Annotated in this window: 12 protein-coding genes; 7 read left to right on the forward strand and 5 right to left on the reverse strand. The window is 62.1% G+C overall.

Going from position 1 to position 12,298, the window contains the following annotated elements; translation table 11 throughout:
- The first annotated feature begins 75 nt into the window (after positions 1–75).
- Genes IPM84_07925 through IPM84_07940 form a run of 4 tightly spaced genes read left to right on the forward strand, consistent with a single transcriptional unit; the run spans position 76 to position 4,522 of the window.
- Positions 76–918 (forward strand): 4'-phosphopantetheinyl transferase superfamily protein, encoded by an 843-nt coding sequence (locus IPM84_07925; protein ID MBK9092694.1) that lies wholly within the window; start codon positions 76–78, stop codon positions 916–918.
- A gap of 55 nt (positions 919–973) precedes the next feature.
- Positions 974–2,509: an acyl-CoA carboxylase subunit beta gene (locus tag IPM84_07930; GenBank protein MBK9092695.1), complete on the forward strand. Its 1,536-nt coding sequence runs from the start codon at positions 974–976 to the stop codon at positions 2,507–2,509.
- Positions 2,510–2,535: 26 nt separating this feature from the next.
- Positions 2,536–4,014 carry an ATP-grasp domain-containing protein gene (locus tag IPM84_07935; protein ID MBK9092696.1) on the forward strand — a complete coding sequence of 493 codons (1,479 nt, stop codon included), beginning with the start codon at positions 2,536–2,538 and terminating at the stop codon, positions 4,012–4,014.
- A 10-nt stretch (positions 4,015–4,024) separates the two neighbouring features.
- Complete coding sequence (locus tag IPM84_07940; GenBank protein ID MBK9092697.1) at positions 4,025–4,522, forward strand: biotin/lipoyl-binding protein; 498 nt, start codon at positions 4,025–4,027, stop codon at positions 4,520–4,522.
- A gap of 44 nt (positions 4,523–4,566) precedes the next feature.
- Here IPM84_07940 and IPM84_07945 read toward each other — a convergent pair whose 3' ends face one another.
- The 4 genes from IPM84_07945 to IPM84_07960 all read right to left on the reverse strand — a co-directional run bounded on the left by IPM84_07945 (position 4,567) and on the right by IPM84_07960 (position 8,053).
- On the reverse strand, positions 4,567–5,037 hold the full coding sequence (locus IPM84_07945) for an RpiB/LacA/LacB family sugar-phosphate isomerase (protein ID MBK9092698.1): 471 nt from the start codon (positions 5,035–5,037) through the stop codon (positions 4,567–4,569).
- A 146-nt stretch (positions 5,038–5,183) separates the two neighbouring features.
- Positions 5,184–6,710, reverse strand: a complete 1,527-nt coding sequence (locus IPM84_07950) for a hypothetical protein (protein MBK9092699.1) — start codon at positions 6,708–6,710, stop codon at positions 5,184–5,186.
- Positions 6,711–6,768: 58 nt separating this feature from the next.
- A complete protein-coding gene (locus tag IPM84_07955; protein MBK9092700.1) occupies positions 6,769–7,680 on the reverse strand; it encodes a prolipoprotein diacylglyceryl transferase in 912 nt (303 codons plus the stop codon).
- A 178-nt stretch (positions 7,681–7,858) separates the two neighbouring features.
- Complete coding sequence (locus IPM84_07960) at positions 7,859–8,053, reverse strand: PspC domain-containing protein (protein MBK9092701.1); 195 nt, start codon at positions 8,051–8,053, stop codon at positions 7,859–7,861.
- Between the two features lie 181 nt (positions 8,054–8,234).
- Between IPM84_07960 and IPM84_07965 the strand changes: the two genes are divergently transcribed.
- On the forward strand, positions 8,235–8,996 hold the full coding sequence (locus tag IPM84_07965; GenBank protein MBK9092702.1) for a class I SAM-dependent methyltransferase: 762 nt from the start codon (positions 8,235–8,237) through the stop codon (positions 8,994–8,996).
- A gap of 20 nt (positions 8,997–9,016) precedes the next feature.
- Positions 9,017–9,910, forward strand: coding sequence for an alpha/beta fold hydrolase (locus IPM84_07970; protein ID MBK9092703.1), 894 nt, complete (start codon positions 9,017–9,019; stop codon positions 9,908–9,910).
- A gap of 65 nt (positions 9,911–9,975) precedes the next feature.
- On the opposite strand, the gene IPM84_07975 is transcribed toward IPM84_07970, so the two are convergent.
- On the reverse strand, positions 9,976–10,938 hold the full coding sequence (locus IPM84_07975) for a methionyl-tRNA formyltransferase (protein ID MBK9092704.1): 963 nt from the start codon (positions 10,936–10,938) through the stop codon (positions 9,976–9,978).
- 568 nt (positions 10,939–11,506) lie between these two features.
- On the opposite strand from IPM84_07975, the gene IPM84_07980 reads away from it, so the two are divergent.
- Positions 11,507–12,142, forward strand: coding sequence for a hypothetical protein (locus tag IPM84_07980; GenBank protein ID MBK9092705.1), 636 nt, complete (start codon positions 11,507–11,509; stop codon positions 12,140–12,142).
- Positions 12,143–12,298: the final 156 nt, after the last annotated feature.

Consider the following 12,298-nt stretch of genomic DNA (forward strand, 5'->3'; position numbering starts at 1 on the left):
CCCACGCGGCCGATCTCGCCGAGGTTGCTGCTGGCGAACCTGCCGCGTGATGAACGTGACAAAACTGGCCACACCATGATCCACTGGCTCGTTCAATCCACCGAGGCGCATCCTGATCTGGCGCGCGGCCAGCCGCCCCTGGGCTTGCTCAGCGCAGCGGAGCTGGCGCGCTTCGACGCCATGCGTTCGCCCAAACGTCGTCATGACTGGTTGCTCGGACGCTGGACCGCCAAACACCTGGTGCAACGCTTCCTGCTGGCGACCACGCACCAGACTGCGCCGCTGGCAACCATCGAAATCAAGAATGAAGACGATGGATCGCCGTTCGTGGAGCTGCACGCTGCAATTGGAATTCCTGGCGATGGGAGTAATGGAAGTAATGGAAGTAATGGAAGTAATGGAAGTAATGGAAGTAATGGAAGTAATGGAAGTAGCGGCAGATTGCCGGTTTGCCTGACGATCAGTCACTGTGAAGAATGGGCGCTGTGCGCCGTGATTGCGCTCGATAGCCGGCAAGCGACATCCGGCCCGGCTGCGAGCGCAGGCCAGGCGCCCCCAGCCATCGGCGTTGACATCGAACGCGTGCGGCCGCGTGACTGGAACTTCGTGGAGACATTCTTCACCGAAGCGGAAATCCGGCAGGTGCAGACCGCGCCGCCGGCCTGGCGCGATACTCTGATTACGGCCATTTGGAGCGCCAAAGAAGCGGCGCTCAAGGTGGTCAAACTAGGGCTGACCGTTGATACACGTCGGGTTGACTGTGTGTGTAACCTTGACCGTGCGCCCGACGATGACTGGCTCCCACTCCAGGTCACCTATCATCCCGCGACGGCCGCCGCCGCTGAAATCATGCCCGGCTGGTGGACCACGCGTGACGGATTTGTATTGACGCTGGCGTTTTCGCAGAACATGGCCTGACTCTGGCCTGACGACATGACAACATTGGCACAAAATTCAAGAGGAGTGTTTTTCCGTGGAATCGTATGTGAAGAAATTGCGCGACCGCAAGGCCATTGCCGCGGGCACAGTCAAGGAGGCCGACGCCCAGCACAAGAAGGGGCGCCTGACTGCCCGCGAACGAGTCGAGCTGCTGTTCGACCCTGACACCTTTACCGAAATTGACACCCTGGTCCTGCCCCGTTCCGAAACCTACCTCGATGGGCGTGCCTCACGCTACGGCGACGGCGTCATCACCGGCTTCGGCCAGGTCAACGGTCGCCATGTCTACGTGGCGTCACAAAACGCCGGCGTCATGGGCGGCTCCCTGGGCGAAATGCATGCCAACAAGATCGTCAAGGCGATGCGCATGGCGCTGCGCGACGGCTACCCCTTCATCGCCATCAACGACTCCGGCGGCGCCCGCATCCAGGAAGGCGTGGACAGCCTGGGCGGTTATGCCCGCATCTTCGACGCCAACTGCGAGGCGTCTGGGGTGATTCCGCAGATCTCAGTCATCATGGGGCCATGCGCGGGCGGCGCCGTCTATTCGCCGGCCCTGACCGACTTCATCTTCATGACCGACAACAGCTACATGTTCATCACCGGCCCGGACGTGGTCAAAGCCGTGATGAACGAAGAGGTTAGCCTGGATGAGCTGGGCGGGGGCCTGGTTCACAGCCAGGAGAGCGGCGTCAGCCATTTCCTGGCCAAAGACGATCAACAATGCCTGGCCCAGGTGCGTAACCTGCTCTCATACCTGCCCTCGAACAGCCAGAACGACCCGCCCTACGTACCGCCGGTGGATGATCCCAACCGCCGCTGCCCTGAGCTGGAGGAATTGGTGCCAACCGATCGGCACAAGCCCTACGATGTCCGCCAGGTCATCGCCAGCGTGGTGGACGATGGCCGTTTCACTGAAGTTCACGAACTGTGGGCGCAAAACATGGTCATCGGCTTTGCCCGCCTCAACGGCTACGTCGTCGGCATTGTGGCCAATCAACCGATGGTGCTGGCGGGGTGCATTGACATCAAGGCCTCGCTCAAAGCCTCGCGCTTCATCCGTCTGTGCGATGCGTACAACGTCCCCATCATCACCCTGCAGGACGTGCCCGGCTTTCTGCCCGGCACCAACCAGGAATATGGCGGCATCATCCGCAACGGCGCGCGCATGATCTACGCCTACAGCGAGGCCACGGTGCCCAAGCTGATGGTCATCCTGCGCAAGAGCTACGGCGGTGCCTATTGCGTTATGTCAAGCAAGGGCCTGCGCGGCGACTACCTCTTCGCCTGGCCCAATGCTGAAATCGCGGTCATGGGCGCGGACGGCGCGGTCAACATCCTCTTCCGCAAACAGATGCAGGAATCGGCTGACCCGGAGGCCAGGCGCAAGGAACTGGTGGACATGTACGAGGAAAGGTTCAACAACCCATATGTGGCGGCCGCGCGGGGTCTGATTGATGACGTGATCGAGCCACGCGATACGCGGCGTGCGCTGATTCGCACCCTGGAAGTCACCCTGTCCAAGCAGGAACGTCACGTGCCCAAGAAGCACGGCGTCTCGCCGATGTAAGGCGCCGACGCGCCAGAGGGAGTGCCATGTTCAAGAAAGTTCTGATCGCCAACCGTGGCGAGATTGCCGTGCGCATCATTCGGGCCTGTCGTGACCTGGGAATTCAGAGTGTGGCCCTGTTCGAACCATCGGACCAGGGATCGCTGCACGTGCGCTTTGCCGATGAGGTGGTGCGCCTGGATTCCAGCCGCGGCTACATGGATCATCAAGTGGTATTGCAGGCGGCCAAAGACACAGGAGCCGATGCCATCCATCCCGGCTATGGCTTCCTGGCCGAAGACCCGGCCTTTGTCCGGGCCTGTGAAGCGGCCGGCATCGTCTTCATCGGGCCACCGAGCGCCGTGGTCAGTGCGCTGCGTGACAACCTGGGGGCGCGTGAGCGGGTCGCGGCCGCCGGCTACCCTGTGCCATACTACCTGTCAGAAAGCTTCTGCCAGGGTGAGATAGAAGGGGTGCAGGCGTTGGCGGAAGATGTCGGCTACCCGCTGGTGGTCAAAGCGTGTCGGGGCGGGCGCGGACGCGGCACGCGCCTGGTGAGTGATCCATCCAAGCTGGAGCGCGCCGTGCGCCAGGCGCAGGCGGAGGCGCTGGCGGTCTTTGGCGATGACCATGTCTACCTGGAGAGGGCCATCATGCCGGCTCGCCATGTGGAGGTGCAGGTGATGGGGGACCAGTTCGGCAGCCTGATCCACCTGGGCGAGCGTGACGGCTCGATCATGCGTCACAGTCAGAAGATCATCGCCGAGGCGCCTTCGCCCAACCTGACTGCGCCCCAGCGCACGCGCCTGTGCGAGATGGGGCTGGAGATTGCGCGCCTGTTCAAGTATCGCAACCTCGGCACCGTCGAGTTCATCATGGACTTGGATGGCAACTTCTATTTTGCCGAGATGAAGGCGCGCATCCAGGTTGAGCATCCGGTGACCGAAAAGGTCACGCAGGTTGACCTGGTGCGCGAGCAGATTCGGATTGCTGCCGGGGAACCGCTGGCATTTTGCCAGGGTGACATCAAGTTCCGCGGCTGGGCGATGGAGTGCCGCATCAATGCAGAAGACCCCTGGAGCAACTTTATGCCCAGCCCAGGCAGATTGGACCGGTTCCGCCTGCCGGGCGGCCCCAATGTGCGCGTGGATACCTACGCCTACAGTGGTTGTGACGTGCCGGTGCGCTATGACCCCATCCTGGCCAAGCTGATTGTGTGGGGCGAAACGCGGCCGGAGTGCATCAATCGCATGCGGCGTGCGCTGGAGGAATTCGCCATCCGGGGTGTGCATACGACGCTGCCGTTTCATCAGCGCATCCTGAATGATGCTGATTTCCTGGCCGGAAACTACACGACCGATTTTCTGGATCGCCCTCTATTGGAGGGCACGCCCGACATCGAACTGCGCGATATGGCAGTGGCCGCCGCGGTGGCCTTTATCAGTCGCAACCAGGCCGCGCGTCCGGTCACACAGGATCGTTTCCAGACCGGTTGGCACCGCAGCAGCCGGCGGCTGCCGAGTTAGGAGGTTGACCATGCATAAGATTGGCGTTACGATCGGCGGGCGCACCTACGAAATCCAAGTGGAGGCGGCTGTGCAGTCCAACACCGACTTGCGCGTGATCGTGGATGGCAAAACCATCCCCGTCAGCGTGCAGAGTCTGCGGGACCCGGAGAGCCTGGACTGGATTCTGGTGGGCAATCGGCCGTACGAAATTGTGTTAGACAGGGACTTGCAGTGGCTTGAGGTGTATGGTCGGCGTTACGGCGACCTGACCGTGAGCGACCTGGAGGCGGCCGTTGCGCGCCCCACCAGTCGCGACGGTCGCATCAAAGCACCCATCCCCGGCATCATCACACGCCTGCTGGTAGCGGTGGGCGACGAGGTGGAGGCCGGACAGTCGGTGGTGGTGTTAGAGGCGATGAAGATGGAAAACGAAATCAAGGCGCCGCGCAGCGGCATCGTGCGCAGGATCAACGTGAGCAGCGGCCAGGGTGTTACCTTGAACGAAGTGCTGGCTGAAATCGAGTAAGACAGACACCGGGTCTCTTGCAGAGACCCGGTGTCTTGGCGTGTTCACGCCCCGCGGTAACGATTTTCAATGGCCGTCACGCGCGCGATCTGGGTCAAATTCCATTCACTCACCGCCTCGCCCTCGACGATCGGGGTTGAAAACCAGGCATCGAGGATCTCTTTCGCCACGCCCACCGGCGTCGAGCGCAGGCTCAAAGTCAGGACATTCGCGTGGTTCCAAATCCGTGCCCCGCGCGCGGTCTCGGCGTCATGCACCAGGGCGGCGCGCACCCCCGGCACTTTGTTCGCCGCAATGCTGGCCCCAGTTCCTGTCCAGCAGAAAAGCACACCCTGGTCGGCCTGTCCACTGGCGACCGCGGCGGCCACATGGCTGCTGACAAGGGGCCAGTCGCCATCGGGATCATCTTCGGCCAACGGCCCAAACAGCAGCACCTCGTGCTCTTGCGCCTGCAGGTAATGAACCACAAAATCGGTCAAATGCGTGCGTTCATCGCTGCCAATCGCGATCTTCATGAATCACTCTCCTCAGTAGGCATGGCCTTGCGCCTGCCCGCGTGGGCGACCGCAAGGGTGCGCTATTTCTTCTCTTCATTAGTAAGGGCATGGCCTTGCGCCTGCCCGCGTGGGCAACCGCAAGGGTGCGCTACTTCTTCTCTTCATTAAGTAGGGGCATGGCCTTGCGCCTGCCCGCTATGCTTGCGCATCAGCGGAAAGATGAGCTGGTGCAGGTCGCGGATGCGCTGCGCGAACAGGTCTGGATTATCAGGGTCGTTGCGGTAATCTTGCCAGGCCACGATCAGTCCCTGTGCGCCATCGCTGATCACGCGCGCGTTGTCCTGTACTCCCGAAAGTGCGACCGCAGCCACGCCGTGCCCGGCCCACTGCGGCACACCCTGCTCACTGAGATGTTGAGCCATGATGTCATAGCCCGGTGGGTCACTGAACTTGTCCACCCAGGCCAGATAGGCGCCGCCGCGGCCATCAGGTACGGCCACGGCAAAATCCTGCTGCTCCGCCCACGGTGTCACGTTGACCGGCTGCGCGCCCCACAGGAATACGCCGGCGGCGTCCACGCGCTGCGCCAGCACATCAGTGCCCGGCACGCCGCTGGCATCCGACGCAGCGGCCACCAGGATCACACCACCGCTGCCATCCTGAATGAGATCGGTTGGCCCTTCCGCCAGATCCAGCGCGGCCACCACAGGCAAGTCGTTGGGCCAGGCGCGGTCGCCGCTGGTCGTCAGCCGCATCAGGTAGGCGTCCGCCAGGTACCCTGTGCTGCGGTAGTCATACCAGGCCACAAACACGCCGCCGTGGCCATCGGCGACAATCGGCCCGATGCCCTGCACGGCGGGATTGCTGCTCACCGGCACGCCGTCGGTCGCCCACAGGGCAACGCCGCTGGCCGAGAGGCGCTGGGCATACAAATTCTGATCCCCCGCATCGCGCAGATCGGCCCAGGCCACAATGAAACCGCCGCTGCCATCGGGCGTCGCCTCAGCATCGAATTGTTCGCCGAGGGCCAGCGTAATGGTGACCGGCGTTGTCCATATTGGGGAGCCGGCAGCGCTGATGCGTTGCGCAAAGAGATTTGTGTCGAAGCGATCGGGGTTGGCATGCTGTTCCCAGATCACAAACGCACCGCCGCTGCCATCGGGCACCAGTTGGGCCAGGAGATTGTCGGCCGCTCCCGTCGTCACGCTGATACCGTCAGCGGCCCACAGGGTTTTGCCCGTATCATCCAGCCGTTGTGCGAAGATCGCCAGGCCGCCAGGGCGCTCATCATCCCAGGCCACCAGCACGCCGCCGGCGCCATCGCTGATGGCTTGTGGCTCAAGCTGATTGTTGGGCGCGTCGCTGACGACGACGCCGTTGGCGGCCCAGAGCGGCGTCCCGACGGCGTTCAGGCGCTGTGCGTAGATGTCCACGCCATTGGCTGTTGAGCGGGCGTCGGTCCATACCGCGATCATGCCACCAGCGCCGTCGGGCGCCAGGTGCGGGAATCCCTGGTCACCGTCCGCGGTACAAAAACCGACCCCGTTAGCCAGCCATAGAATCTGCCCATCGGCGGTCGGCGGGCGTCCCTGACCATCACCATCCAGGGGCCACGCGAGCGTTGTTGGAACATGCGCGCCCAACAGCACCGCAAACAGCACCGCTCGCCAGACACGACCTCGAACGTTCATCTCCGGCCTCCGTTGATCCCCCTCGCCCCCTGCACCAGGTGCATGGCGGGCGCCTTCTTCAGTCCTCACTGTCCGCGGTCACGGCATCAACCGTGGGCGTCGCGGGCGGTGGCAGGCTCGACGCGCTGGCTTTTTCCGCGTACCAGGTCTCCGGCGGTTGCCAGTCGCGGTGACGCATGAACAGGAAAACCAGCGCAGCGGCCATCAAGAGCAGGGCGAAGATCTGTGCAGCAGGAATGGCGGCAATGGCCCAGGCGTCTGGTCGGAAAATCTCAACCCACAAGCGGCCAATCGAATAATAGAGGAGATAGATCGCGACAATGTCACCGTCACGCAGGCGCGACGCAAAACGCCGCGCCAGCCAGAACAGCAGCAGAAAGCCGAGCAGGTTCCACAGCGACTCGTATAAGAACGTCGGGTGAAACTTGATGTCCAGCGGATACTGGTTGAGGTCAATGTAGGGGCCAAAACGGTGCAAGCCGTCAATGGTGATGCCCCAGGGCAGGGTGGTAGGCGGGCCGTACAATTCCTGGTTGATATAGTTGCCCCAGCGACCGATGGCCTGTGCAAGCAAGACGCCCGGCGCCACGATGTCAGCCCATCGCCAAAAATTCAGCTTGGACACCCGTGCATAGAGCAGGATGGCCAGCAGGCCGCCGGCAATAGCGCCATAGATGCCCAGGCCCCGAAAGCCGCCCTTCCAGAAGGCGATGATCTCGATCGGATGGCTGCGGTAATAGTCCCAGCCAGTGAAGCCGCCGGCCGGCGAAGAGAAAACATGATAGAGACGCGCCCCAATGATGCCAAGCAACAAACACCAGGTCAGCAGATTCCAGACATGCTCCGGGTCTTGGCCACGGCGGCGGGCCTCAGCGGTCGCGAAAACGGCCGCCAGGACCGCGCCGATCACGATCAGCAACCCATACCAGTAGATGGTCAACGGCCCGATGCGGAACGCAGTGGGATCCATGCTCACATTCCTCCACACGTTAAGAGTAGACTATGCGTGGGAGAGTATAGCACAAACAGACGTATTCGAGAAGCACAATCGCAACTCTGCGCGGCCTGTTTCACACAAGAGCTGCCAGGCGCGGCCTGGCAGCTCTGTGGACGAGGGTTTCGATTGACAGGACAAGGGGCCGCTGGCGCTAGGCCTCCGGCTCCTCTGGAATAATGAGCCAGCAGACCATATAGGCGAGGAAGCCGCCGCCGACGGTCAGGCCGAGCAGCAAGAATCCCAGCCGCACGATAGATGAGTCAACGCCGAGATACTGCGCCAAACCGCCACATACACCCGCAATCATGCGCTCCTTGCGTGAGCGAAACAAACGTTTGCCTTCCATAAAATTAATCTTGCTCCTTTCAAGCACACTCAGATTGTTTGGCTTCGGGAGAGTTCTTACTTGTTTCCAGTCCTGAACACAATACGCACCGTTGGGGCCGAAGTTGCCGCGTGAAGGAGCGAGTTGGCATCTTCGTCTGCGCGATGTTATAATCAAGGCCTGAAGGAGAATCAGCAGCGGCATGATTGATTACGACCGTATTGCTCATTTGTACGATACCGAATTCGCCACCTTCGCCGATGACATGCCGCTCTTGCGGTACTATGCCGACCAGGCAGGCGGTCCGCTGCTCGAATTAGGCTGCGGTAATGGTCGCGTCACCGTGCCGCTCGCCCAGGCCGGCTTTCGTCTGACCGGGGTGGACAGCTCTGCGGGCATGCTCAACCTCGCGCGCAAGCGCCTGGCCGCGGCCAGACTGAGCGAGCGGGTCAACCTGGTACAGGCCGACATGCGCCGCGTCCATCTCGATGAGCGCTTTGGCATGGGCTTCATCCAGGTCAACAGCTTCATGCACCTGGAGACGAGCGAGGATCAGCGCCAGGCACTGCTCTGCTGGCATCCATTTCTGCGCCCCGGCAGTCCGCTCATCCTTGACCTCTTCAACCCGGACATCGCTACCTTGCTGGAAGCCGACGGCCGCTTGATGGTGGACAACCAGTGGCGTGATCCTCAATCGGGCGCGATGGTCATCAAGCAACTCGTGCGCAAAATTGACCTGGCGAATCAAATTCAGGAAACAATTATTGTCTACGATGAAGTGTTTCCAGACGGACAAACGCGACGCATGCTCGTGCCATTCAACCTGCGTTTCCTCTGGCGCTCCGAGGCCGAGCTTCTGCTGGAGATCTGTGGCTACGAACTGGAAATGGTCTATGGTTCCTATGATCTGGATCCGTACACATCAGTCAGCCCGCGTATGATTCTCATTGCGCGGCGCACCTAGCGAATGAAAGGAACGAGAATATGACAATAAAAGCCTGGCGTCTGGCGCTCTCCGGTTTGCTGACGCTGCTCATGATCGTCCTCACGGCGTGCGGCGGCGAAAAAACGCCAACCCCTACCGGCAATCCAGCGGCGGTGGCCTCGGCCACCACGTCGGTATCCATCCCCAGCGTCAACAGTGGCGCGCCCGCAGGCGGAACGAACCAACCGGCGCCGCAGCCTGGCACCTCGCCCACCGGCAATGAGTCAACGGTGGGAGGCATCCAAGCTTTCCCGGCCGGCGAGGTCAAGCCGGTGGAGATTATCACGGCTGACAATGTCACCCTGACCGGCACCTTCTACGTGGCGCCCAAAGCGGGCAGCCCCGCGGTGGCTATGCTGCACATGGCCGGCGGTCAACGCGGCGATTGGGACACCCTGGCACGCCAATTACAGGCGGCCGGCTTCAGCGTGTTGACGCTTGACCTGCGCGGCCACGGCGGCAGTCAAGGTCAGCGCGAGTGGGACAAGATGGGAGAGGATGCCGCGGCCGCCCATGCCTGGCTGGCCGGCCGCCCCGAGGTCAACGCGACGCGCATCGGCTTGATCGGCGCCAGCATCGGCGCCAATCTCAGCCTGAACTTCGCCGCCACGCAGCCTGCGGTCAAGACCCTGGTCCTGCTCTCACCCGGCCTGGATTTCGAAGGAATCAAGACAGAAGGCGCCATGCAGGCCTACGGGCCGCGCCCTGTGCTCCTCGTCGCCAGCACCGAAGACAAAGAAAGCGCCGACGCCGTCACTGCACTGGACAAACTGGCCCTGGGCAAACACACGCTCAAGATGGTCGAAGGTCAGGGTCATGGAGCGCGGATGTTGGGACGCCAGAACGGAATCGAGGAGACGATTGTGAACTGGCTGCAGGAAACGCTGAAATAAGGGCTGAATGCTCAGAGCAAAATCAGATAGAGACAAGCGTGACCTGCGGGACGGCGCCCCGCAGGTCACGTGTGCATCGGCGGCGTGTCGCCATCCGCGCCCAACACGCTGCCGACGAAACCACGCTGACCGCGCACGAAGGTGAGGGCATCGAGGCTGCGCTTGCCCTCCAATTGCAGTTCGAGCAGGCGCAGGCGCCCCTCTCCACAAACGACACTCACTCCCTGGGCGTCAGCCAGCACCAAGCCTGGTTCGGCTGCGTCACCAGGAATGGCCTGCGCCAGGTTGATCTTGAGCGAGCGCCCGTGCCAGGTTGTAAATGTGCCCGGCCACGGCTGAAAAGCCTGCAACTGGCGGGCAATCTGCACGGCCGGTACCCGCCAGTCAATGCGTCCTTGTGACTTGGCGATGGGCCTGGTCATGGTGGCCCGGCTGTGATCCTGCGGCTGAGGCGTGATGTCTCCGGCCAGCCAGCGCGGCAGCGTGCTGACGAGAAGCTCAGCGCCCTGCTGCGCCAGGCGCCCCATCAACTCCCCGCGCGTCTCCCCCGGCGTGATGGACAATAATGCCTGGGCAAGCAGCGGTCCCGTGTCCATGCCGGCATCCATCAACATGATCGTGCTGCCGGTCACCGAGTCACCGGCCAGGAGCGCTCCCGCCACCGGTGCGGCCCCGCGGTGGCGCGGCAAGAGCGAGGCATGCACATTCAAGCAACCATGCTGCGGCAGATCAAGCACCGTCTGGGGTAAGATGAGACCATACGCCGCCACCACGATCACGTCAGGCTGCAGCGCGGCCAGGTCGGCCAATGGCTCAGGCTGGCGCAGCGTGCGCGGCTGCTGCACAGGCAGGTCATGCGTCAGCGCAAACGCCTTCACCGGCGAGACCGCAACCTCTTGTCCCCTTCCCACCGGTTTATCGGCGCGTGTCAGCACGCCAACCACCTCCCACGCACGGTTCGGCGCCCGCAGCGCCTGCAGCATCGTCGAAGCGAACTCCGGCGTCCCCATGAAGACCAGTCGTTTCATCTACACCCTCCGCCCCCAACGAACCAGAACCTGGTAGAAAGATCTCTGCCACGAATTTCACGAATTGACACGAATTGGCGTCTGCTGCTTCGCGCCAGATTGTAGCACATCAGGGGTCGGAGGAAGAATCGAGACCGGAGATCGGAGATCGGAGACCGGAGACCGGAGATTGCAGACCGGAGATTGCAGACCAAATACCAACCATTGCCCGCCTTCCACACACCTGATCTCTAATCTCTAATCTCTGATCTCTAATCTCTGTTGTCAGCGATGCGTCGGTCGCCGGTCATGCTCTATCTCGTCGGGCACGCGATAATCAGGCTCGTCAAACACGGGCGTGGCGCCGTAGGGACCCCTCTGGCGGTCCGTCACGCCCGTGTTCTTTTTTAACCTGAGCGTGACAGACGTGGGTCGCAGCGGTTGGAGTTGCAGGGTGAGACCGTGAAACCAACCGCCACCCTCTGCGTATAATAGGCTGAACACCGGCCGCATCGAAGCCGGTCAGGCAGTACCGAACATCACGACATTCCGGGCAGGAGTTCCCGGACCGAACCGAGGAGGTTTTATCATGAGTGATATGAACGAGAACACAAACCCAATGAGCGTCGCCGAACCGCTGCAGCCAGCGGAGTCGGCCGCCACGTGGTTGGACGCTGTCAACCAGGCGGCAGAAACCGCGGCCGCCGATGTGACAGCCGCCAGCTCCGACCTGTATGCCGCCGCCCAACAGGCGCAAGCGCCAGCCGCCGCGCCGAACAACGTCTTTACGCTACCCACGATCGAAGAGCCGGCTCGACCACAATCCGCGCGCGCCGCAGCCGCCCCCACGGCCAGCTACGATGTGACGTCGGATGACAAGTTGATGGCCGCGTTGTCCTGGCTGGGCATGGTGCTCCTGCAGATTCCGTTGGTGAGCATTGTGCTCCTGCTGGCCGAAGGTAACAAGGATCGGCCATTTCAGCGTCACCATGCCTTACAGTCCATCGGTCTCTTCGTGGCGGCCATTGCGTATGAGTTCGTGGCGGCCATCCTGTTCACCGTCGGGTCGGTGGTCACCCTGGGCTGTGGGGCCTTGTTCCTGTGGGTACTCTTCTTCGTACCGCACATCATGGCCGTCTACTATGCCTGGCAGGCGTACCAGGGTAAGGAAATCAACATCCCTGTCGTCAGCCAGGTGATGCGCCAACAGGGGTGGCTCCGCTAAGGTCACAGGCTGTCACCTACGTGAGCGGGCGACAGCAGCGCACAGAGCACTCAAGGCCGGGTTCCATGCACAATAGCACTGGAGCCCGGCCTCTTTTTTGTCTCTCCGGTTTTGACGCCCCTTGCGCCTGCGTGTTAAGATAGGAACCGCAATCTG

The sequence above is a fragment of the Candidatus Amarolinea dominans genome, from assembly GCA_016719785.1.
Taxonomy (GTDB): domain Bacteria; phylum Chloroflexota; class Anaerolineae; order SSC4; family Amarolineaceae; genus Amarolinea; species Amarolinea dominans.